A 22,930-nucleotide genomic window follows, 5' to 3' on the forward strand; every position below is an offset into this window, starting at 1 on the left:
CTGGCTCATGTCGCATCCGGTCATCCGCCTCGCCCGCTCCGACGAATACGATGAGATCGGCCGCGTCTGGATGGAGAGCTGGGTCTCGACCGGGCTCGGCGAAGCCAGCGACTTCCTGCTGGCCAATTTGCGTGCGCGCATCAAGCGCGAGATCGAGAACGGCTGGAGCCTGTTCGTCGCCGACGATCGCGGCACGATCGGAGCGATGCTCGCGCTGCACCTGCCGAAGCTCTATCTCGACATGCTGTTCGTCGCGCCTGCCCATCAGGGCCGATCGCTCGGCCGGCAATTGCTCGCTTTCACGCGCACGCAAATGCCCGACGAGATCTATCTGCGCTGCGTCCGCGAGAACGAGAAGGCCTGGCGCTGGTACGAGCGCGAAGGTTTTGTGTTCGAGAAGGAAGAGATCGAGCCGTCGAACGGGTTCGTGATGAAGTGTTACCGGTGGAAGCGGCAACGGCCAGGCGGCGGGTAGGACGAGCGGGTCTTCACCTTGCGGTTGTCATCGGCGCGCACTAGTAGATGTCTCTCGTCGATGAGAATATCCTGAAACCGCAACCTGCATCAGCCGTCCCATGTTTCGCATCTGCTTGACTACGATCTTTCTGTTAGGGCTCATCGCAGGCGCGGCGGCCCAATCCGCTCCATCGCCGGCTCGGCCAGCCAAGAGCACCACGCCGAAAGCCGCCCCGAGCTCCAAACAGGCTGTCGCTGCGGATGCAGGACCGTGCGGGATTGGTCTCATTTCCGTCGTCGGCAACCGGTTCGGTGTTCAGCAGGTTGGCTTCACCATGTTTGGCAACGAGTACGTGCCCGTCGCGATCGATGGCTGGGGACTTGATGACATCGTCATGTCGCGGGTTCGCGCGGCCGCAGCCGGCAAATCTGTCAAGCGCCTCGCTTATTCACCGAGCGCCTGGGCGCAGGCTGGCGGATCCGGATCGCCGATGCTGAGACGAAACCAGGAGCGGCAGGAATTCGTTCAGCAGAGCGCGGCAGGCACCAAATGTCAGCTCTATGTCCTGGTCGAGAGATTTCAGAACGGCTTCAGCAACACGAATCAATCCGTCGAAGGATTTGGCATCGTGAAGTGGGGCAATCCCATCAAGCGACGCACGTTCCTGTTCGCGCTGACCTATATCACCGTGTACGACGGACAGTCGTTCGAGGTCGTCAAGAAGGGCGCGGCGTCAACGGATGCCGAACCCATGATGTCACGCTTGATCGGGATCAACCCGATCAGCGGCCCCAACAAGGAATTGGATGAGACGGCCTTTCCGGCGTCTGCCAACGAGGTGGCGGGCAACCAAGCGCTGCGCGATGGTGTCCGCACGCTGCTGACGACGAGTCTCGACAAAACGCTACCTCAGCTGCTCCAGCAATAAAGGTTCCCGCCATGATCAAGCTTTATTGGTCGCCCCGCTCGCGCTCGTTCACGACGCTCTGGCTGATGGAGGAGAGCGGCCTGCCCTATGAGCGCGTGCTGACCGACATCTCGACCGGCGCGCAGAAGGCGCCGGACTATCTGAAGATCAATCCGATGGGCAAGGTGCCGGCGCTGACCGACGGCGATGCCGCGCTCGCCGAAGCCGCCGCGATCTGCGCCTACATCGCCGACCGCTATCCCGAAACCAGGCTCGCGCCAGCCGTGACCGATCCGCGCCGGGCGCGCTACCTGCAATGGCTGTTCTTCTCGCCGGGCTGCATCGAGCCCGCCATTATCCAGATCTTCACCAAGATCGAGATCCCGACCTCGACCGCGGCCTGGGGCAGCGCGACGCAGGTGTTCGACGTGCTGGAGGCCGCGCTCGAGAAGGGCCCGTGGATTCTCGGCGAGGAATTTTCCGCAGCCGACGTCGTCATCGGCTCCGGCCTGAATTTCGCGGTGCGCCTGTTCAAGATGGTGCCGTCGCGCCCGGCGTTCGACGCCTATCTCGCGCGCTGCACGGCGCGGCCGGCCTTCCAGCGCGCGGAGAAGATCGCGGCGGGTTAAGCAAGCTCTCGTAGGGTAGGCAAAGCGAAGTAGCTGCAGTAGCCCGGATGGAGCGCAGCGCAATCCGGGGCAATCGCATCCGCGGATGAGCCTGTCCCGGATTTCGCTGCGCTCCATCCAGGCTACGAAGCTATTCCGATGACTTCAGATCATCCGGCCGCGGCATCAGGATGACGTTGTAGCCGGAATCCACATAATGGACTTCGCCGGTCACCCCGCCGGAGAGATCCGACAACAGATATAGCGCCGAGCCGCCGAGGTCGTCGAGCGTGACGCCGCGGCGCAGCGGCGAATGCTTCTGCATGAAGGCGAACATCGCCCGCGCCTCGCCGATGCCGGAGCCGGCGAGCGTGCGGATGGGGCCGGCGGAGATCGCGTTGACGCGGATGCCGCGCGGTCCGAAATCGGCGGCGAGATAGCGCACGGAGGCCTCCAGCGCCGCCTTGGCCACGCCCATCACGTTGTAGTTCGGCATCGCGCGCTCTGAGGCGCCGAAGGTCAGCGTGATCATGCTGCCCCCCTCCGTCATCAGCTCGGCGGCGCGCTTTGCGACCTCCGTGAACGAGAAGCAGGAGATCACCATGGTGCGCGAGAAATTCTCGCGGCTGGTGTCGGCATAGCGGCCCTTCAGCTCGTTCTTGTCGGCAAAGCCGATCGCGTGGATCACGAAGTCGAGCTTGCCCCACTTTTCGCGGAGCACCGCGAAGGTGGCATCGACGCTGGCGATGTCCTCGACGTCGCAAGGCAGCACCAGATCGACGCCGAGCTGCTCCGCCAGCGGCTTGACGCGCTTGCCGAGCGCCTCGCCCTGGAAGGTGAAGGCAAGCTCGGCGCCATGGGCATGAAGCGTCCGCGCCATGCCCCAGGCGATGGAATGATCATTGGCGATGCCCATGATCAGACCGCGCTTGCCTTTCATCAAACCTTCCATGCCGCCATCGCTCCTATTTTCGACGTCATCGCCCGCGCAGGCGGGCGATCCAGTATTCCAGAGACCGTCGTGATAAATAGAGAAGCCGCGGCGTACTGGATGCCCCGCCTTCGCGGGGCATGACAAAGTCAGAGATCACGCATCCAGCCGGCTGAACACCAGCGTGGCGTTGGTGCCGCCGAAGCCGAAGGAGTTCGACAGCACGGTGCCGATCTTGGCGTTGTCGATGCGCTTGCGCACGATCGGCATGTCGGCGAACACGGGGTCGAGCTCCTGGATGTGCGCGCTCTCGCAGATGAAGCCGTTGTTCATCATCAGCAGCGAATAGATCGCTTCCTGCACGCCGGTGGCGCCGAGCGAATGGCCGGTCAGCGCCTTGGTCGCCGAGATCGGCGGGCACTTCTCGCCGACGCCGAACACTTTGCGGATCGCCTCGATCTCCGGCGGGTCCCCGGCCGGCGTCGAGGTCGCGTGCGGGTTGATGTAGTCGACCTTGGTTTTCACCGTCGACATCGCCATGCGCATGCAGCGCTCGGCGCCTTCGCCCGACGGCGCCACCATGTCGTGGCCATCAGAGGTCGCGCCATAGCCGACCACCTCGCCATAGATGCGCGCGCCGCGCGCCTTGGCATGCTCGAGCTCTTCCAGCACCAACACGCCGGCGCCGCCGGCGATGACGAAGCCGTCGCGATTGAGATCGTAGGGACGCGAGGCCGTGGCCGGCGTGTCGTTGTACTTCGAGGACATCGCGCCCATGGCGTCGAACAGCACCGACAGTGACCAGTCCAGCTCCTCGCAGCCGCCGGCGAAGATGACGTCCTGCTTGCCGATCTGGATGGTCTCATAGGCATTGCCGACGCAATGGTTCGAGGTCGCGCAGGCCGATGAGATCGAATAGTTCACGCCCTTGATCTTGAACCAGGTCGCGAGCGTCGCGGATGCCGTGGAGGACATCGCCTTCGGCACCGCAAACGGGCCGACGCGCTTCGGTCCCTTGGAGCGGGTGATGTCGGCGGCTTCGACGATGGTGCGCGCCGAGGGGCCGCCGGAGCCCATGATGATGCCGGTGCGGATGTTGGAGACTTCGTCGGGCGACAGGCCGGAATCCTGGATCGCCTGCTCCATCGCGATGTGATTCCACGCCGCGCCCTGGCCGAGGAAGCGCATCGCGCGGCGGTCGACCACCGTCGACGGATCGAGCGACGGCTCGCCTTGCACCTGCGAACGGAAGCCGAGCTCGGCATATTTCTCAGCCCGCGAAATGCCCGACTTCGCCTCGTGAAGGCTCGCAAGCACTTCCTGGGTGTTGTTTCCGATCGACGAGACGATGCCCATCCCGGTGACCACAACCCGCCTCATGACAGCCTCGCCTCAATCGTTGTCTTCTTAGTGATGCGCTCAGCCCAGGCTCGTGCCCTGCTTGAACAGGCCGACCTTCAGATCCTTGGCGCGATAGATAATCTGGTCATCGACCGAAAGCCACCCGTCGGCGATGCCGAGCACGAGCTTCGAACGCATCACGCGCTTGATATCGACGTTGTACACAACCTTGCGGGCGTCGGTCAGCACCTGGCCGCCGAACTTCAGCTCGCTCAGGCCAAGCGCCCGGCCGCGGCCTTCCCCCCCGCTCCAGCCGAGGTAGAAGCCGACCATCTGCCACAGCGCATCGAGTCCGAGGCAGCCGGGCATGACCGGATCGTTCTTGAAATGGCAGCCGAAGAACCAGAGGTCGGGCTTCACGTCGAGCTCGGCGCGCACCAGACCCTTGCCGAACTCACCGCCATTGTCGTTGATGTCGGTGATGCGGTCGAACATCAGCATCGGCGGCAGCGGCAGCTGGGCGTTGCCTGGGCCGAACATCTCGCCGCGGGCACAGGCCAGCAGATCTTCATAGTCGTAACCGTTGCGCCTGTTCAGCATTCACGAGCCTCTGTTCAAATCCCGATTGAGCGGCGTTCCTGGCGAAAATGGGCCCGTCTCGATCGGACCGCCAATCGCCACCGCCGGCCGCGACTTGCGCAAGCTTCGCATGGATTGCCAACCGGGCCTCCATGCCCGGCTGCGCCAAAATCGGCTAAGCGGAACCGCGCGCTCTCTAACACAGGCCATTTCGGGTAGCAAAGCGCAGAGATGAAGGTAAAATGACGGGCTCCCCCAACCGGTTCCGAGCCTAATTAGAACGTCTCTAGTTGCGAGAAACTTGCATCTGCATCTTTCTCTTCTTATGTTACAGGGAGATATTGTTCACGCGTGCCCGAAATCTTGGAAATGAACGAGAATACCGCGTCCCAACACGACGACGACCATGCCGCGGCCCTCCTGTCCGGCCGCCAGCCGGCCCTGACCGGGTGTCCCTGGCACGACGTCAACGAAATGCTGCAGTCCGCGGGGTTGCGGCCGACGCGCCAGCGCATGGCGCTGGGCTGGCTGCTGTTCGGCAAGGGCGCACGCCACCTCACGGCTGAAATGCTCTATGAGGAAGCCACCCTCGCCAAGGTCCCGGTGTCGCTGGCGACCGTCTACAACACGCTGAACCAGCTCACCGATGCCGGCCTGCTGCGCCAGGTCAGCGTCGACGGCACGAAGACCTATTTCGACACCAACGTCACCACCCACCACCACTATTATCTCGAGAACAGCCACGAGCTGGTCGACATCGAGGATCCGCATCTGGCGCTGTCCAAGATGCCGGAGGTGCCCGAGGGCTACGAGATCTCCCGCATCGACATGGTCGTGCGCCTGCGCAAGAAGCGCTGAGATCGTCTTAAGATCGAGCTGAGATCGTCATGGCCGGGCTTGTCCCGGCCATTTCCTTTAGCCCGTCATTCCGGGATGGTCCGAAGGACCAGACCCGGAATCTCGAGATCCTCAGGTGCACAACTGCGCACCATAGTTCGATGCTGCGCATCGCCCCGGGATGACGCCTTTGGCGTCAGTTCAACTGCTCGTCCGAATAGACGCCCCAGAGGCGCTCCTGCTGGATCCAGCCGTCGAATCCATTACCGACGACGCGGCACCAGCCTGCGGCGCATTTCTTGACCTGGGTGACGACGCCGGCCTGGAGCTTGGCCGCAACCGCGCTGTCGAGATCAGGCCGGTCATAGATCGGAGCCAGATCGTCCTTGTGCTTCATGGTGACGACCGCGGTGCGGCGGCCCGACAGCAGCGAATGATAGACCCAGCCCTCGGCGCCTTCGGAATCGCGCACCCGGCGCCAATTCTCGAACTCGGCGGTAATTTCGACCGGCAGGCCGGCACGGGTGTAGACCCAGGCGACGTCATTGTCCTTGGTCGGGCCGGCGCGGACGTTCACGTGATCCGATTTGAGGCTGACATAGCGCGGCACCGGCAAGCCGCTGGTGGTCTGCGGGGTATTGTCCTTCGCCGCATGCGAGGGCCCGACCGAGGCGCTCAACCAGGTGCAAACGAGCGCCATCACCCAACAAAAACGCCCCAACGCCATCAACCCGTCTCCTTCGAAGACCCGGCACACCGGGCCCTCACCCCAAATTCCAAACCCTGCCGCGCCTGCCCCTTCTCCCCGCCCCACGCGGGTTCCAAGCCTTGAGCCGTGGTTCTTGTCTTGGCCCGGCCTTCTGCTAGAGAGAACGGGCACTTGAGCAACCAATTGGCCCCGATTTTCCGGCCGGAAATGTCGGGTGAGCTTGGAGGAAACGCCGGGGACGGACACGGCAAGGGCAGTGTCGAACAACCGGGTTAATGAGGCCTCAACGACCGGCCTTTGGCGACAGAGGCGGCCTGCGATGTCTCATGAGAGCAGGACATGTCGGTGAAGAAAAAGCCCCTCGTCGTGGTGACGCGCAAGCTGCCGGATTCGATCGAGACGCGGATGCGCGAGCTGTTCGACGCGCGGATCAATCTCGACGACACGCCGATGTCGCCCGAGCAGATCGCGGAAGCCGCCCGCACCGCCGACGTGCTGGTTCCGACCGTGACCGATCACATCAGCGCCGAGGTCGTCAACCAGCCCGACTGCAAGCTCCGCCTGATCGCCAATTTCGGCAATGGCGTCGACAATATCGACGTCGCAGCCGCCCATGCCCGCGGCATCACCGTCACCAACACGCCGAAGGTGCTGACCGAAGACACCGCCGACATGACCATGGCGCTGATCCTCGCGGTGCCCAGGCGCATGATCGAAGGCGCCTCGATCCTGACCGAAGGCAAGCCTTGGGCCGGCTGGTCGCCGACCTGGATGCTCGGCCACCGCATCGGGGGCAAACGCCTCGGCATCATCGGCATGGGCCGCATCGGCCAGGCGGTGGCACGCCGCGCCCGCGCCTTCGGCCTGCAGATCCACTATCACAACCGCCGTCCCGTCGCCCCCGTGATCGCCGAGGAGTTAGGCGCGACCTATTGGGAAAGCCTCGACCAGATGCTGGCGCGGATGGACATCATCTCGGTGAACTGCCCGCACACGCCGGCGACCTATCACCTGCTCTCGGCGCGGCGGCTGAAGCTGATCCGAAAAGACGCCTATATCGTCAACACCGCGCGCGGCGAGGTCACCGACGAGGACACGCTGATCAAGCTGATCGAAGGCGGCGAGATCGGCGGCGCCGGCCTCGACGTCTACGAGCACGAGCCCGCGGTCAATCCGAAGCTGGTGCGGCTCGCCAGAGCCGGCAAGGTGACCCTGCTGCCGCATATGGGCTCGGCCACGATCGAAGGCCGCGTCGAGATGGGCGAGAAGGTGATCATCAACATCCGCACCTTCCTCGACGCCCACAAGCCGCCGGACCGCGTGCTGCCGAGCATGCTTTGAGGTTTACTTCCCGCGCCCTTCGCGCTTGCGCCAATCCGCAACGAAATCGATGAACGCGCGCAGCGCCGGCGGCGTCTGGCGCCGGCTCGGATAATACAGGAACGGGCCTGGAAACGGCTCGCACCATTCTTCCATTAGGCTGATCAGATCGCCCGACTTCACGGCATCGCCAACATAGCCGTCGAGCGTGGCCCAGATGCCGACGCCGTCGAGCGCGGCGCGCATCGCAAGATTCATGTTAGTCGAGATCAGCTTCGCCGGCGGATCGACCTTCACCACCTGCCCGGCTCTCTCGAATTCCAGATCGTGCATGACGCCGCTCGAATAGCGTGCGCGGATGCAATCATGGTCGAGCAGGTCCTTCGGATGCTTCGGCCTGCCGCGCCGCGCGATGTAACCGGGCGAAGCGACCACGACGTAGCTCTGTGGGCCGCTCAGCGGGATCGCCACCATGTCCTGCGCGAGATGCTCGCCATAGCGCACGCCGGCGTCATAGCCCCCGCTCACGATGTCGACGAAGCCGCTTTCGCTGACGATGTCGAGATCGACCTGCGGATGGGCACTCAGGAACGGCCCGGCCAGCGGCGCCAGCACCAGATCGACCGCGGGCGGCGGCGCATTGATGCGCAGGCGGCCCGAGGCGACCCCGCGCAGGCCCCGGACCTGCTCCAAGGCATCGCCGACATCGCGTAGCGCCGGTGCGACGCGCGACAACAGCAGCTCGCCCGCCTCGGTCAGCGCGACGCTGCGGGTCGTGCGGTTCATCAGGCGGACGCCGAGACGTTCCTCCAGGTCCCGCAGCCGCTGGCTAAGGCTCGATACGGACACGCGAATTTCGACCGCCGCGCGCCGGAAATTCCGGGTGCGGGCAACTGCCACGAAGACATCGAGATCGCGCAAATCGGGCTCGGCCATTGTTCGTCAATGTGAACAAGGCGTTCTGGATTGTCCAGCTTATCAGCGCAATCGCTCTGGCTCATATCTGGCCTCGTGACGCGGCGCAGCCGCCTTTTCGAGGATGATCATCATGGAACAGCGCAAACTCGGTTCAACCGGCCCGACCGTCTCCACATTCGGCCTCGGCTGCATGGGCATGTCGGAGGTCTACGGCGCCGCCGATCGCGGCGAGGCCATCGCCACGGTGCACGCGGCGCTCGACGGCGGCATCACCCTGCTCGACACCGGCGATTTCTACGCCATGGGGCACAACGAGATGCTGTTGCGGGACGCGCTGAAGGACGTGCCGCGCGACAAAGTGCAGCTCAGCGTCAAGTACGGCGCGCTGCGCGGCCCCGCCGGTGAATTCGCGGGAATGGACACGAGGCCGGCGGCGACAAAGAACTTCCTCGCCTATTCGCTGCAGCGCCTCGGCACCGACTATGTCGACATCTACCGTCCCGCGCGTCTCGATCCCAATGTGCCGATCGAGGAGACCATCGGCGGTCTCGCCGATCTCGTGAAGGCCGGTTATGTCAGGCATATCGGCCTGTCCGAGGTCGGCTCCGACACCATCCGCCGCGCGCATGCGGTGCATCCGATCGCCGATCTCCAGATCGAATATTCGCTGATCGAGCGCGGCATCGAACGCGATATCCTGAAGACCTGCCGCGAGCTCGGCATTGGCATCACCGCTTACGGCGTGCTCGCGCGCGGCCTGATCAGCGGTCACTGGTCGAAGGACTCAGGCAGGGCCGGCCGTGACTACCGGCTGATGACGCCGCGCTTCCAGGGTGCGAACCTCGATACCAATCTCGCGCTGGTGGAGCAGCTGCGCGCAATCGCGAACGAGATCGGCGCAACGCCGGCACAGGTTGCGATCGCCTGGGTCGCTGCACAGAACAACGCGATCGTGCCGCTGGTTGGCGCCCGCACCCGCAACCGCCTCAGCGAAGCGCTTGGCACAACGAAGGTGACGCTGACGCCGGTGCATGTCGCGGCGCTGGCCAAGGCGTTTCCACCCAATATCGCGGCCGGCACGCGCTACCCGGCCGAGCATATGGCGCATCTCGACAGCGAGAAGCCGGCGACGGCGTAACCGCGGCGATCAGGTGCGATGGACGCTGAGATCCTCGAACACGGGCCCGTCGCCGTTGAGCGGATTGGCGGGATCGCGTGAATAGCGCAGCGTCTCGAAGCGCATCGCGCGCGCATCGATCATCAGGAGGCGGCCGACGAGGCCGTCGCCGAAGCCGACGATCTCGCGGATGGCCTCCAGCGCCATCATCGAGCCGAGCACGCCCGCGAGCGCGCCCATGACGCCGGCCTCTGCACAGGCCGGCACCGTGCCGGGCGGCGGCGCTTCCGGAAACAGGCAGCGGTAGGTCGGATTGAACTCGCCCTGCTCGTTCGTCTCATGCGCGCGGATGGTGGTCAGCGAGCCGTCGAAGGTGCCGAGCGCCGCTGATATCAGCGGCCGCTTGGCGAAGAAGCAGGCATCGGAAACGAGATAGCGCGTCGAGAAATTGTCGGAGCCGTCGAGCACCAGGTCGTAATCGCCGATCAGGCCGAGCGCGTTATCCGCGTTGAGCCAGGTGGCGTGACCGATGAAGCGGACATGTGGGTTGAGCGCCGCGATCCGCTCGGCGGCACTCTCGACCTTGTGCCGCCCGATATCGGGCGTCGTATGGATCACCTGGCGCTGCAGGTTGGACAGCGACACCACGTCGTCGTCGACCACGCCGAGCGTGCCAACGCCGGCGGCGGCCAGATACATCAGCGCGGGCGCGCCGAGCCCGCCGGCGCCGATCACCAGGACCGAGGCCCGCTTCAGCGCCGCCTGGCCGGGGCCGCCGACGTCGCGCAACACGATGTGGCGGGCATAGCGTTCGAGTTCGTCCGGGCTCAGCATCGTCGTACGCCTCTCCTACCAAGCCGCCGCTCTCAACCCTCATGGTGAGGAGGCGCAAAGCGCCGTCTCGAACCATGCAGGTCCCGATTTCGCCGCGGCCATCCTTCGAGACGCGGCCTCGAGGCCGCTCCTCAGGATGAGGATCTCAGCTCGCAGCCTCTACGCCACTGAACCACCGCAACATTGTTCGCGACCAACGAGATGTGCTTCAATCGCATGCTTTTCAATGTTTTGGCGTTCAACGGGCTGGCTGGATTTGTCATGAGATCGATGCTTGCGGCAACACTGATGTTGGCGGCTGCCACGGGCGCGCACGCCCAGATGACGACGCCCCAAGTGCCAGGCGCCCCGAAAACGATCCAGACCGTTCCGGTCAAGCCCCCTGCGATGCAGACGCCGTCCGCGACGGCCGATGGCATGGCCAAAGCCGAGCGGCTGGCGCTCCAGTCCGACCTCGCCTGGGTCGGACAATATAACGGCGCCATCACCGGCGACGTCAGCGAGCGCATGGTCAACGCCATCAAGGAGTACCAGAAGGCCAAGGGCGGCAAGCCGACCGGCGTGCTCAATCCGCAGGAGCGCACCGCGCTCACTGAGGCGGCACGCAAGAAGCAGGAGAGCGTCGGCTGGAAGATCGTGACGGAGCCGACCAGCGGCGCCCGGCTCGGCATTCCCGGCAAGCTGGTGCCGCAGCAGGCAAGCGACGCCAACGGCTCGAAATGGACCTCGCCGACAGGGACGGTGCAGGTGGTTCTCAGCCGCCGCAAGGAAGTGAGCCCGACCTCGGCCAAGCTCGCCGATCTCGAGAAGGAGCCGTCCGGCCGCAAGGTCGATTACACCGTGGTGAAGCCGGATTTCTTCGTGCTGTCGGGCTTGCAGGGCCAGAAGAAGTTCTACGTCCGCGGCACCTTCAAGGGTGACGAGGTCCGCACCATGACGATCCTCTACGACCAGGCGACAGAGAATACGGTCGAGCCGGTCGTGATCGCGATGTCGAGCGCGTTCAACGCGTTTCCGTCGGGACCGCTGGCCGGGCCGCCGCCGCGCAAGACCGTTGAATACGGCACCGGCATCGTCGTCAGCGAGGACGGCGCGATCGTCACCGACCGCCTCGTCACCGATGGCTGCCTTGCGATCACGATCGCCGGCCATGGCAGCGCCGACCGTCTCGCCGAGGACAAGGAGCACGATCTCGCGCTGCTGCGCATCTACGGCGCGCGCGACCTGAGGCCGCTCAGCCTCGCCGGAGGGGCCGCGAAGACCAATGTCGATGTCGTCGGCATCGCCGATCCGCAAAGCCAGGGCGGCGCCGCCGCCGTGTCGAACCTCAAGGCCGCGTTGACGCCGGCGATGAGCAGCAATTCCGCGCTCTCGCCGCCGCCAGCGGTCGGCTTCTCCGGCAGCCCAGCCGTCGACGGCGACGGCAAGTTCGCCGGCATCGCGCTGCTGAAGCCGGCGGTGGTCGCGGGACCCGCGACGTCGGTGCCGGCATCACAGGCGATGATGGTCTCTGCCGAGGCGGTGCGCGGGTTTCTCAAGGCGAAGGGCGTCAGCCCGAATGGCACGTCGACGGACGCCAAAGCCGCCGTCGTGCGCGTGATCTGCGTGCGCAAGTAGGTCTCGTGCCCCTGGACGCGTTGCAGCGCTTGCGCTGCCGCGCAGAGCCGGGGCACGGCCGTGCGGGCCACCTTACGTACGATTACGGAGCCGGTAATGGTACGGATTCGCTGGCATTCGCGATTCCGCCATCATCGTTGCCGTTGATTCGGACCTCCGCGATCCCCTTTGGATCGGGCCGGCACGTCCTGAGCGAGAAGCGCTCAGCATCCAGAAGCGATGCACGTTCGCGTGGCGTATCCCTGACCCAGCACTCCAAAGGATTGACCTTCAATGCATACGATCGTAATGGCCACCCAAAAGGGCGGCAGCGGCAAGAGCACGCTCGCCATCGGCCTCGCCTTGGCCGCCAAGCAGGCCGGCTTCACCGTCCGCCTGATCGAGACCGACCCGCAGGGCACCCTCTCCAACTGGCAGCGCCGCCGCTCTACCGACGATCTCGTCGTCGAGCCGATCTATCACGCCGCCGATATCGCGCCGCGTCTCAAGATGCTCGCCGACAGCGGCCTCCAGCTCGCGATCGTCGACACCGCCGCCGGCCTCAGCGCCGCCACCACCGCCGCGATCCGCCATTCCGACCTCTGCCTGATCCCGGCCCGTCCCAGCGTCGCCGACATCGAGGCGACCGTCTCGACGCTCAGCGTCGCCCGCGCCTGGAAGCGGCCTTACAGCTTCGTGCTCAACCAGACGCCGATCCGCGGACAGCGCATCGACAACGCCGCGACCGCGCTCGCCGAGGAAGCCGCGCTCGATCTTGCCGAGGTGCTCGCGCGTCCGCTGATCGTGATGCGCAACGATCACCAGGACTCGCTTGCGAGCGGCCTTGCCGTGAGTGAATTCGCGCCGAACGGAAAGTCGGCGGACGAGATCCGCGGCCTCTGGCGCTGGTTCGAGACCCGGCTCGAGCTCGAAGCCACCACCAATGTCCTGATCGACCAGGTCATCTCGGCTGCGCACGGCATGCTGCAGATCGCTGCGGAACAGGCGGCGGACGAGACCACGGCACTGGCGTCCTGAGCGGGGCGATCGCTCGGACGACAGTCGGGCTCTTCGCCATCCGGTGAACGGGCCCAAGCGACGAAGCAGTTCGGCCACCAGCCCGGCCGGATTGCTTCGCCTCGCGCGTTGTAGCGAGGGCTCCCGTAGCCTGGATGAAGCGAAGCGCAATCCAGGAAGGTCTCTCCGCGGAGAGGCCGGCCCCGGATTACGCTGCGCTCCATCCGGGCTACGACGCTGCGGCAATCCCGACGGTCACTTTTGACATTTCGGGCACCAGAAGGTCGAACGACCGTTCTGCACGAACCGCTTGATCGTGCCGCCGCAGCGCGGCGTCGTGCATTTTTCGCCTTCGCGGTCATAGACCTTGAACGAGTGCTGGAAATAGCCGAGCTCGCCGGTGGTCTGGCGGTGATCGCGCAAGCTGGAGCCGCCGGCCTTGATGGCATCGTTCAGCACGGTGTGGATCGCGCCGACCAAGCGCTGCGCATGATCCGTCGGCTCGCCCTTCCTGGTGGATAGCGTCGCAGCAATGCGCCGCGGCGACAGATGCGAGCGGTGCAGCGCCTCGCAGACATAGATGTTGCCGAGCCCGGCCACCACGCGCTGGTCGAGCAGCGCGGCCTTCAGGCTCGTGGTCTTGCCTTGGCAGGAGCGCGCCAGCATCGCGGCGTCGAATTCGTTGCCGAGCGGCTCGGGGCCGAGCCCGCGCAGCAGCGGCTCGTCTTCGAGCGCGCCACGCGCAATCACTTTCATGTATCCGAAGCGGCGCGGATCGTTGAAGACGATGTCGGCGCCCGAGGACATCCGAAACAGCACGTGGTCGTGGGCGGAATCCTTGGCCTTCGGATAATGAAACTCGCCTGGCTGAGCCTCGTTGTCCGGCTTGATGACGCGGAACGAGCCCGACATGCCCAGATGCATCAAGAGCACGTCGCCGGAGGCGAGATCGGCCATGAGATATTTTGCACGGCGCCCGAGGCCCGTGACGACTTGTCCCCTGAGCCGGGCCACGAAGTCGGGCTGGAACGGAAAGCGCAAATCTGGCCGGCGGGCCTCCGCATCGAGGATTTTCGCGCCCTCCATCACGGGCTGAAGGCCGCGGCGGACGGTCTCGACTTCGGGCAATTCAGGCATGGTCGGGCATTCACCTTATGAATGCGGTGTGATAGCGCCATTGCGGCGGGCGGGCTATGGTCCGCCGAGTGGAGTAGAGTAATGGATCGGCCGGGCGAAACCACGCATTTTGGCTTCAGGGACGTTCCCCTCGGGGACAAGCAGACGCTGGTGAACGATGTGTTTCGCAGCGTGGCGTCGCGCTATGACCTGATGAACGATTTGATGTCCGGTGGCCTGCACCGGGTCTGGAAGGACATCATGATCACCGCGCTGGATCCGCCGAGGGGCGACCGGCCGTTCGCGCTGCTTGACGTCGCCGGCGGCACCGGCGACATCTCGTTCCGTGCCGCCAAGTCCGCCGGCCCCGGCTTCCACGCCACGGTGTGCGACATCAATGCGGACATGCTGGCCGTGGGGCGCGAACGCGCCGCCAAGCGTCATCTGGACACCCAGGTCGATTTCGTCGAAGGCAATGCCGAATCGCTCGGCTTCGCCGACCGCAGCTTCGATGCCTATACGATCGCTTTCGGCATCCGCAACGTGCCCCGGATCGACCTTGCGCTGCGCGAGGCCTATCGCGTGCTGAGACCCGGCAGCCGCTTCCTGTGCCTGGAATTCTCCACTGTCGAGATGCCCGGCCTCGACAAGCTCTATGATCTGTTCTCGTTCAAGGTGATCCCCCCGCTCGGGCGCATGGTCACGGGCGACGCCGAATCGTACCAGTATCTCGTCGAGTCCATCCGCAAATTTCCGAAGCCCGCCGCCTTCGCCGACATGATCCGCGAGGCCGGCTTTGCCCGCGTCAGCTGGCAGACACTCTCCGGCGGCATCGTCGCATTGCATTCGGGCTGGCGTTTGTGATCTCTGCCGTCACCCACATTGCGCGCCTGATCCGCGCCGCGTTCGTGTTTGCGCACGAAGGCGTGTTCGGCGCGGTCGATCCGAGCCTGGTGCCGCCGCCGGGACAGCTCGCGCTGAAGCTGGCGCGCATCATCGAGCGCCGTGGCGCCAAGCAGGGACCGCGGATCTCGCGCGCGCTGACGCGGATGGGCCCGGCCTATCTCAAGCTCGGCCAGTTCCTGGCCACGCGCCCCGACGTGGTCGGCGTCATCATGGCGCGCGACCTCGAAAGCCTGCAGGACCGCCTGCCGCCTTTTCCGCAGCAGGAAGCCGAGGCCACGATCGCGACCTCGCTGGAACGGCCGCTGACGGACATCTTTGTGAGCTTCGGCCCGCCGGTCGCGGCGGCCTCGATCGCGCAAGTGCATCGCGGCGAGGTGGTGCGCGACGGCATCCGCAAGTCCGTCGCGATCAAGGTGCTGAGACCCAACGTTGCCGCGCGCTTCCGCCGCGATCTCTCCGATTTCTTCTACGTCGCGCACAAGGCTGAGGCCTATTCGGCCGAGGCGCGGCGCCTGCGCCTGATCGAGGTCATCAACACCATGTCGCGCTCGGTCGCGATGGAGATGGACCTACGGTTAGAGGCTGCCGCGCTGTCGGAGATGGCGGAGAACACGCGCGACGATCCCGATTTCCGCGTGCCCGCCGTCGACTGGGACCGCACCACGCACAACGTGCTGACGATGGAATGGATCGACGGCATCGCGCTGAACGATCACAAGCGCCTCGCCGAGGCGCGGGTCGACCTGCCCGATCTCGGCCGCAAGGTGATCCAGAGCTTCCTGCGCCACGCGCTGCGCGACGGCTTCTTCCACGCCGACATGCATCCGGGCAATCTGTTCCTGGATGACGCCGGCCGCCTCGTCGCGGTCGATTTCGGCATCATGGGCCGGCTCGGCATGAAGGAGCGGCGCTTCCTCGCCGAGATCCTGCTCGGCTTCATCACCCGCGATTATCGCCGCGTGGCCGAAGTGCATTTCGAGGCCGGCTATGTGCCCGCGCATCATTCGGTCGAGAATTTTGCCCAAGCCATCCGCGCCATCGGCGAGCCGATCCACAACCGCACGGCGGAAGAGATCTCGATGGCGCGGCTGCTCACGCTGCTGCTCGAGGTCACCGGCCTGTTCGACATGACGACGCGGCCCGAGCTGATCCTGCTGCAGAAGACCATGGTGGTGGTCGAGGGCGTGGCGCGCGGCTTCGATCCCAAGCTCGACATCTGGCGGATCGCCGATCCCGTGGTGCGCGAATGGATCGAGCGCAACCTCGGACCCATCGGCCGCATCGAGGGCGCCCTCACAGGGACCGGGGACATCGCGCGGGTCTTGATGCGCCTGCCTGAGATCGCCGAGCGGTCGGTGAAGGTGCTCGAGCAGCTCGAGACCATGACGCGGGAGGGCATCAGGCTTTCGCCGGAGAGCATCGCGGCGATGGGACGCAGCGAGGGCCGCAAGAACCGCTGGCGCACCGTGGCGCTCTGGATCATCGCCGCGACCTTCATCGGGATTCTGATCGCCGTCCGAAATCTGTGATTGCACTGCAATCACATGGGTGATAGCATCGCTATCATTCCGTGCCGGAGGGCGTCATGGCAAGCCTGACCATCCGCAAGCTCGACGACGCCGTCAAAACCTATTTGCGGCTGCGCTCGGCCAAGAACCACAGGTCGGTCGAGGAGGAGGTCCGGGTCATCCTGCGGGAGCTGATCGAGGGCCGCGAGGAGCCGCTGACGCCGTTTGCGGTGCCCTCCGCCGCCCCGACGCCGCAGCGCAGCGGCGCCGTTCCCGAGGTCAGCGTCACCCTGATCATCGGCGGCGGGATCGCGGCCTATAAGTCGCTCGACCTGATCCGCAGGCTGAAGGAGCGCCGCATCGAGGTCCGCTGCGTGCTGACCAATGCGGCGCAGCAATTCGTGACGCCGCTGGCCGCGAGCGCCCTGTCGCATGAGCGCGTCTATACCGACCTGTTCGACCCGCAGAGCGAGTTCGATGCCGGCCATATACGCCTCGCGCGCGACTGCGACCTGATCGTGGTGGCGCCGGCCACGGCCGACCTGATGGCGAAGATGGCGAACGGCCATGCCGACGACCTCGCCAGCGCCATCCTGCTCGCGAGCAACCGCAAGGTGCTGCTGGCGCCGGCGATGAATCCGCTGATGTGGAGCAACGCGGCGACCCGACGCAACGTCGCCCAGCTCCAGCGCGACGGCGTTGTGCTGATCGGCCCGAATGCGGGCGAGATGGCCGAGGCCGGCGAAGCCGGAACGGGCCGCATGTCGGAAGCCATCGAGATCGCCAATGCCGCCGAGCGCCTGCTGCGGCCGCCGACGCCGAAGCCGCTCGCGGGCACGCGCGTGCTGATCACCGCCGGTCCCACCCATGAGGCGATCGACCCGGTGCGCTATATCGCTAACCGTTCCTCCGGCAAGCAGGGCTTTGCCATTGCCGCCGCTGCACAGGCCGCGGGCGCCGAGGTTACTCTGGTGAGCGGTCCGGTCGACCTCGACGATCCCCCGGGCGTGACGGTGAAGCATGTCGAATCGGCGCGGCAGATGCTGGAGCAGGTCAAGGCCGCGCTTCCCACCGACGTCGCGATCTTCGCCGCCGCAGTCGCCGACTGGCGCGTCGCCAATGAAGGCGAGCAGAAGCTGAAGAAAACCGCGGCCGGCATGCCGCCGCTGCAATTGGTCGAGAACCCCGACATTCTCGCCACCATCTCCAAGCTCGCCGACAAGCGCCCGAGGCTCGTGATCGGCTTTGCCGCCGAGACCGAGCACCTCATCGACAACGCCAAAGCAAAATTTGCGCGCAAGGGCTGCGACTGGATCGTCGCCAACGACGTCTCGCCCGCCACCGGCGTGATGGGCGGCGACCGCAACACGGTCCACCTGCTCAGCCGCAAGACCGGTGCGCCGGACGGCGAGATTGCAGTTGATTCCTGGCCGGCGATGACCAAGGAACAGGTCGCCATCGAACTGGTCGCGCAGATCGCGAAAAGCGTGACCGGCAAATCCCTGGAGACCGCGTCTTGAGCACCGAGGTTACCGTCGAGCTGCAACGCCTCGCCCACGCCGAAGGCCTGCCGCTGCCGGCCTATCAAACCAGCGAGGCCGCCGGCCTCGATCTGATGGCGGCGGTGCCGGACGACGCGCCCATGGCGCTCGCACCGGGCCAGTATGCGCTGGTGCCGACCGGTCTTGCCATCGCCTTGCCGCCCGGACACGAGGCGCAGGTGCGGCCACGTTCGGGGCTGGCAGCCAAGCACGGCGTCACCGTGCTGAATTCGCCGGGCACGATCGATGCGGACTACCGCGGCGAGATCAAGGTGATCCTGATCAATCACGGCAGCGCGCCTTTCGTGATCAAGCGCGGCGAGCGCATCGCCCAGATGGTGATCGCGCCGGTGCTGCAGGCCGCGCTGGTTCCCGTCGTCACCTTGTCGGCGACCGATCGCGGCGCCGGCGGTTTTGGCTCGACCGGGCGCTAACCCAAGACAACTCCAGCCGAATCATCCGCAGAATCACGCGCCTTGGAACCGCGCGGCCCGCATTTTTTTGGGGCCGCCTTTGCGTTCACGATCTGGACTCTTACCGGCGGAGTCGCGGTGAGGGTATTGTCTTTTGATTCGCGCGCGACGGGGGTCGCCGCGCGCAGATTCGTGCGGTCTTGAATTTCCGCGTCTTGGGGCAACTATGTCAGGCGTGATCGTGTCGATGCGTCGGACGCTGTTGTCGTGCACATCGCTGGCGCGCAACGGCTTGGTGGGAGGCGCTCTCGCAGCGCTGCTGCCGGCTGCGCCGGCCAAGGCCGCCGACCTCATCGACACCCTCGCCCTCGTGATGGATCTCAACCGGCAGGAACTCGCGGTGCTCGCCACCGCGCTGGCCCTGCTCGGCTTCTCGGTGATGGCCGCGATCCTGTTGATGCGGACGCGGGTGCGCACGGCGAAGAACGAGGCGCGGCTGCGCGCGCGGATCGGGGAACTTCAGCTCCAGGCCGACCGCTTCGGCGCACTGTTGTTCGCCGAGCCGCAGATCCTGATCTCATGGCCGGCGGGCGACAACCGCGCGCAGATTTCCGGCGATATCGCGCTGGTGCTGCCGCGCGATTCCTCGCCGCAGCGCGTGCTGGCGTTCGGAACCTGGCTGCCGCCGGAACCGGCGCTGCTGATGGACCATGCGGTCGATGCGCTGCGCGAGCGCGGCGACGGGTTCCAGCTGACGCTGACCACCGCGCACGGCCATATGCTGGAAGCGATCGGGCGCGCCATCGGCGGCCAGGCCATCGTCCGCATTCGCGAGCTCTCGGGCCTGCGCCGTGATCTGGCCGAAACCAATCTGCGCTACAAGGCGCTCTCCGACGAGACCGAGATGCTTCGCGGCTTTGCCGCGGCCGCACCGTGGCCGATCTGGGCGAAGGGCGAGAACGGCGCGCTGACCTACGCCAACCCGGCCTATGTGCGCGCCACCGAGGCGACCAGCGCCATCGATGCCCAGGAGCGCAAGCTCGAGCTGCTCGACAGCGACGACCGCAATGCGATGGAGCGGGGGCTGAAGGACGCCGCCAATTTCACCTCGCGGCTGCCGATCGTGGTCGGCGGCGAACGGCGCATCTACGACGTGCGCGCCGTCAATGTCGGCAGCGGCAGCGTCGGCGTCGCCATCGATGCCAGCGAGGCGGATGCGCTGAGCTCGGCGCTGGTGCGCATGGCGGAGGCGCACCGCCGCACGCTCGACCAGCTCTCCTCCGGCGTTGCCGTGTTCGACGGCCAGCGGCGCCTTGCCTTCTACAACGATTCCTATCGCCGGCTGTGGGATCTCGATCGCAACTTCCTCGACGCCCATCCGGACGATTCCAGCGTGCTCGACCAGCTCCGCGCCGCGCGCAAATTGCCGGAGCAGCCGGATTTCCGCGCCTGGAAGGCCAAGCTGCACGAGGCCTATCGCGCGGTCGAGACCGCCAAGGACACTTGGTTCCTGCCTGACGGACGCGCGCTTTCGGTCGTCACCACGCCGAACCCGGAAGGAGGCGTCACCTATCTGTTCGACGATGTCACTGAAAGCCTCGACCTCGCCCGCCGCTTCGACGGCCTGATCCGCGTCCAGCGCGAGACGCTGGACAGCCTCGCCGAGGGGGTCGCGGTGTTCGGCAGCAACGGCAAGGCGCAGCTGTTCAATCCGGCCTTCGTGCGGATGTGGAAGCTGTCGAGCGATGCCATGCGCGACGAGCCGCATATCCAGACCGTCGAAGGCTGGTGCCATCAGCTGTTCGACGATCCGCAAGTCTGGCGCCAGATCCGCGAGGCCATCACCGCGATCGAGAACCGCGCCGACCTGCCGCTGAAGCTGGAGCGCAAGGACGGCAGCGTGCTCGACGGCATGATCCGGCCGCTGCCGGACGGCGCCACCATGCTGACCTTCCAGGACATCACCGACACCGAGAATGTCGAGCGCGCGCTGCGCGAGCGCAACGAGGCGCTGGAGGCGGCCGACCAGATGAAGGTGGATTTCGTCCACCACGTCTCCTACGAGCTGCGCTCGCCGCTCACCACTATCATCGGCTTTGCGCATTTCCTCAGCGATCCCTCGACCGGACCGCTGACGCCGAAGCAGGCCGAATATCTCGACTACGTCACCAAATCGACCAACGCTCTGCTCGCGCTCACCAACAACATCCTGGATCTCGCCACCATCGACGCCGGCGCGATGAAGCTGGAACTCGGGCAGGTCGACGTCAGCAAGGCCATCGAGCTTGCCGCCGAGGGCATCCAGGACCGGCTCGCCACCGACCGCATCCGCCTCAAGGTCGAGATCGCGCCCGACGTCGGCAGCTTCGTCGGCGACGAGAAGCGCGTGGTGCAGGTGCTCTATAACCTCCTCGCCAACGCGGTCGGGTTTTCTCCACAGGATTCCACCGTCGGCATCAGCGCGCGGCGCACGGACCGCAGCGTGGTCTTCACCGTGACAGATTCGGGCCCTGGAATACCTGCCGACATGAAAGACAAGGTGTTCAACTGGTTCGAAAGCCGCTCGCAGGGCTCGCGTCACCGCGGCGCCGGGCTCGGCCTGTCGCTGGTGCGCTCCTTCGTCGAGCTGCATGGCGGCAAGGTGCGGGTGGATTCGATCGTCGGCCGCGGCACGGTCGTGATCTGCGATTTCCCGACCGACCAGGCGGCGCATCGCGACGCCGCCGAATGACGGAAACAACCACATTCTCCGTCGCGCTTCACAACGAGACGGCCACGGCGCAATTAATGGCCGACCTCGCGCTGCTGGTCGGTCCCGGTGACGTCATTACGCTGACCGGCGATCTCGGCGCCGGCAAGACCGCGGCGGCGCGCAGCCTGATCCGCTATCTCGCCGGTGACGATGCGCTGGAAGTGCCGAGCCCGACCTTCACGCTGGTGCAGGGCTACGAGCTGCCGCCCTTCCCGGTGCTGCATGCCGATCTCTACCGTGTCGAGGAGGAGAGCGAGCTCGAGGAGATCGGGCTGTCGCCGCTGCCCGATGCCACGCTGGTGCTGATCGAATGGCCGGAGCGCGCCCCGTCGGCGATGCCCGAGAACCGCATCGACATCGCGCTGACGCATCGGCCGGCGCTGGGCGCGAGCGCACGTGCCGCCGACATCACAGGCCATGGCAAGAGCGCAGCTATAGTTGCGCGGCTGAAGGCGCTGCGCGACTTCCTCGACGCATCCGGTTACATCGATGCGACGCGCAAGCGCATGCCGGGCGACGCCTCGACACGCTCCTACGCGCGGCTGGTGCGCGATGAGGACATCGTCATCCTCATGAACTTCCCACAGCGGCCCGACGGCGCGGCGCTCTACAACGGAAAATCCTACAGCGCCGCGGTGCATCTGGCCGAGAACGTAAAACCCTTCGTCGCCATCGACGAAGGCCTCCGGGCGCAGGGGATCTCCGCGCCTGCGATCCATCATTTCGATCTCGACCAGGGCTTTCTGATCTCCGAGGATTTCGGCAGCGAGGGCGTGATCGAGGGCGATCCGCCGCGGCCGATTCTCGGGCGCTACGAAGCCGCCACCGACGTGCTGGCGATGCTGCACGGCAAGACGCTACCGGAGACGCTGCCGCTGGACGGGCAGACCTACGCGATCCCCGTCTTCGACGTCGAGGCGCTGCTGATCGAGATCGGGTTGATGCCGGAATGGTATTTGCCCGATCGCAACGCGCCGCTGAGCGATGAGGCGCGCGCGGAATTTTTTGCGATGTGGCGCGAATTGCTGAAGAGACCGCTGGCGGCGCCGAGGACGTGGATCATCCGCGACTATCACTCGCCCAATCTGATCTGGCTCGGCGAGCGCAACGGTGTCGAACGCGTCGGCGTGATCGATTTCCAGGACGCCGTGCTGGGGCCGCAATCCTACGACGTGGTGTCGCTGCTGCAGGATGCCCGCATCGACGTACCCGAGACTATCGAGCTGACGCTGCTGTCGCGCTACATCAAGGCGCGGCGGGCGCAGGACACGAGCTTCGACGCCGCCGGCTTCGCCGAGCTCTACGCGATCATGTCGGCGCAGCGGAACACGCGCCTGCTCGGCACCTTCGCCCGGCTCAACCGCCGCGATGGCAAGCCGCATTACCTGCGCCATCAGCCGCGGATCTGGACCTATCTCCAGCGCTCGCTGGCGCATCCCGCGCTCGCCCATCTGCGCGACTGGTATCTCGCCAACGTCCCGCCGCCGGGCTGATTCAGGACCGATTTACCGGCCGTTAGCCAA

General features: G+C 65.7%; 21 protein-coding genes. 14 read left to right on the forward strand and 7 right to left on the reverse strand.

All coding sequences use genetic code 11. The features are described from left to right. Window positions 1–7 precede the first annotated feature (7 nt). From I6F21_RS28075 to I6F21_RS28085, 3 genes are all read left to right on the forward strand, one after another. Window positions 8–475 (forward strand): GNAT family N-acetyltransferase, encoded by a 468-nt coding sequence (locus I6F21_RS28075; protein WP_036009017.1) that lies wholly within the window; start codon window positions 8–10, stop codon window positions 473–475. Window positions 476–575: 100 nt separating this feature from the next. Beyond that, window positions 576–1,385: a hypothetical protein gene (locus I6F21_RS28080; protein WP_225183834.1), complete on the forward strand. Its 810-nt coding sequence runs from the start codon at window positions 576–578 to the stop codon at window positions 1,383–1,385. Between the two features lie 11 nt (window positions 1,386–1,396). Then, on the forward strand, window positions 1,397–1,993 hold the full coding sequence (locus I6F21_RS28085; protein WP_036024484.1) for a glutathione S-transferase family protein: 597 nt from the start codon (window positions 1,397–1,399) through the stop codon (window positions 1,991–1,993). Window positions 1,994–2,123: 130 nt separating this feature from the next. On the opposite strand, the gene fabI is transcribed toward I6F21_RS28085, so the two are convergent. From fabI to fabA, 3 genes are all read right to left on the reverse strand, one after another. Beyond that, window positions 2,124–2,924 carry an enoyl-ACP reductase FabI gene (gene fabI / locus I6F21_RS28090; RefSeq protein ID WP_036024482.1) on the reverse strand — a complete coding sequence of 267 codons (801 nt, stop codon included), beginning with the start codon at window positions 2,922–2,924 and terminating at the stop codon, window positions 2,124–2,126. Window positions 2,925–3,059: 135 nt separating this feature from the next. After that, a complete protein-coding gene (gene fabB, locus I6F21_RS28095; RefSeq protein ID WP_036024480.1) occupies window positions 3,060–4,283 on the reverse strand; it encodes a beta-ketoacyl-ACP synthase I in 1,224 nt (407 codons plus the stop codon). Window positions 4,284–4,322: 39 nt separating this feature from the next. Continuing rightward, on the reverse strand, window positions 4,323–4,844 hold the full coding sequence (fabA, locus tag I6F21_RS28100) for a bifunctional 3-hydroxydecanoyl-ACP dehydratase/trans-2-decenoyl-ACP isomerase (protein WP_036009034.1): 522 nt from the start codon (window positions 4,842–4,844) through the stop codon (window positions 4,323–4,325). Window positions 4,845–5,192: 348 nt separating this feature from the next. On the opposite strand from fabA, the gene irrA reads away from it, so the two are divergent. Further along, a complete protein-coding gene (gene irrA / locus I6F21_RS28105; protein ID WP_036009037.1) occupies window positions 5,193–5,681 on the forward strand; it encodes an iron response transcriptional regulator IrrA in 489 nt (162 codons plus the stop codon). A gap of 175 nt (window positions 5,682–5,856) precedes the next feature. On the opposite strand, the gene I6F21_RS28110 is transcribed toward irrA, so the two are convergent. After that, entirely contained in the window at window positions 5,857–6,387 is a 531-nt protein-coding gene (locus tag I6F21_RS28110) for an SH3 domain-containing protein (protein WP_225183835.1), read from the reverse strand. A 321-nt stretch (window positions 6,388–6,708) separates the two neighbouring features. Here I6F21_RS28110 and I6F21_RS28115 point away from each other — a divergent pair, with 321 nt between their 5' ends. Next, entirely contained in the window at window positions 6,709–7,710 is a 1,002-nt protein-coding gene (locus tag I6F21_RS28115) for a D-glycerate dehydrogenase (RefSeq protein WP_036009043.1), read from the forward strand. Between the two features lie 3 nt (window positions 7,711–7,713). On the opposite strand, the gene I6F21_RS28120 is transcribed toward I6F21_RS28115, so the two are convergent. Beyond that, entirely contained in the window at window positions 7,714–8,625 is a 912-nt protein-coding gene (locus I6F21_RS28120) for a LysR family transcriptional regulator (protein WP_036040912.1), read from the reverse strand. A 112-nt stretch (window positions 8,626–8,737) separates the two neighbouring features. On the opposite strand from I6F21_RS28120, the gene I6F21_RS28125 reads away from it, so the two are divergent. After that, entirely contained in the window at window positions 8,738–9,745 is a 1,008-nt protein-coding gene (locus tag I6F21_RS28125; protein ID WP_225144094.1) for an aldo/keto reductase, read from the forward strand. A gap of 9 nt (window positions 9,746–9,754) precedes the next feature. Here the strand turns inward: I6F21_RS28125 and moeB are convergent, their stop codons facing one another. After that, window positions 9,755–10,558, reverse strand: coding sequence for a molybdopterin-synthase adenylyltransferase MoeB (moeB, locus tag I6F21_RS28130; RefSeq protein WP_225144095.1), 804 nt, complete (start codon window positions 10,556–10,558; stop codon window positions 9,755–9,757). A 261-nt stretch (window positions 10,559–10,819) separates the two neighbouring features. Here moeB and I6F21_RS28135 point away from each other — a divergent pair, with 261 nt between their 5' ends. Continuing rightward, entirely contained in the window at window positions 10,820–12,175 is a 1,356-nt protein-coding gene (locus I6F21_RS28135; RefSeq protein ID WP_225183836.1) for a serine protease, read from the forward strand. A 273-nt stretch (window positions 12,176–12,448) separates the two neighbouring features. After that, the gene (locus I6F21_RS28140; RefSeq protein WP_225183837.1) at window positions 12,449–13,192 is read left to right on the forward strand and encodes a ParA family protein; all 744 of its coding nucleotides are present in this window, start codon (window positions 12,449–12,451) and stop codon (window positions 13,190–13,192) included. Between the two features lie 234 nt (window positions 13,193–13,426). Here the strand turns inward: I6F21_RS28140 and mutM are convergent, their stop codons facing one another. Then, window positions 13,427–14,308 (reverse strand): bifunctional DNA-formamidopyrimidine glycosylase/DNA-(apurinic or apyrimidinic site) lyase, encoded by an 882-nt coding sequence (gene mutM, locus I6F21_RS28145; RefSeq protein ID WP_225183838.1) that lies wholly within the window; start codon window positions 14,306–14,308, stop codon window positions 13,427–13,429. An 81-nt stretch (window positions 14,309–14,389) separates the two neighbouring features. Here mutM and ubiE point away from each other — a divergent pair, with 81 nt between their 5' ends. The 6 genes from ubiE (at window position 14,390) to tsaE (ending at window position 22,900) form a co-directional block, all read left to right on the forward strand. Further along, window positions 14,390–15,151 (forward strand): bifunctional demethylmenaquinone methyltransferase/2-methoxy-6-polyprenyl-1,4-benzoquinol methylase UbiE, encoded by a 762-nt coding sequence (ubiE, locus tag I6F21_RS28150; RefSeq protein WP_225113800.1) that lies wholly within the window; start codon window positions 14,390–14,392, stop codon window positions 15,149–15,151. After that, entirely contained in the window at window positions 15,148–16,722 is a 1,575-nt protein-coding gene (ubiB, locus tag I6F21_RS28155; protein WP_225142412.1) for a 2-polyprenylphenol 6-hydroxylase, read from the forward strand. Before ubiE ends, ubiB begins: the two co-directional genes overlap by 4 nt. Before the next feature lie 56 nt (window positions 16,723–16,778). After that, window positions 16,779–18,221 carry a bifunctional phosphopantothenoylcysteine decarboxylase/phosphopantothenate--cysteine ligase CoaBC gene (gene coaBC / locus I6F21_RS28160; protein WP_225183839.1) on the forward strand — a complete coding sequence of 481 codons (1,443 nt, stop codon included), beginning with the start codon at window positions 16,779–16,781 and terminating at the stop codon, window positions 18,219–18,221. Further along, entirely contained in the window at window positions 18,218–18,676 is a 459-nt protein-coding gene (gene dut / locus I6F21_RS28165) for a dUTP diphosphatase (protein ID WP_225183840.1), read from the forward strand. Before coaBC ends, dut begins: the two co-directional genes overlap by 4 nt. 205 nt (window positions 18,677–18,881) lie before the next feature. Then, window positions 18,882–21,386: a PAS domain-containing sensor histidine kinase gene (locus I6F21_RS28170; protein ID WP_225183841.1), complete on the forward strand. Its 2,505-nt coding sequence runs from the start codon at window positions 18,882–18,884 to the stop codon at window positions 21,384–21,386. Continuing rightward, window positions 21,383–22,900, forward strand: a complete 1,518-nt coding sequence (tsaE, locus tag I6F21_RS28175; protein ID WP_225151980.1) for a tRNA (adenosine(37)-N6)-threonylcarbamoyltransferase complex ATPase subunit type 1 TsaE — start codon at window positions 21,383–21,385, stop codon at window positions 22,898–22,900. The genes I6F21_RS28170 and tsaE overlap by 4 nt, the downstream gene beginning before the upstream one ends. Window positions 22,901–22,930: the final 30 nt, after the last annotated feature.

The sequence above is a fragment of the Bradyrhizobium sp. NBAIM03 genome, from assembly GCF_020194055.1.
Classification (GTDB): Bacteria; Pseudomonadota; Alphaproteobacteria; order Rhizobiales; family Xanthobacteraceae; genus Bradyrhizobium; species Bradyrhizobium yuanmingense.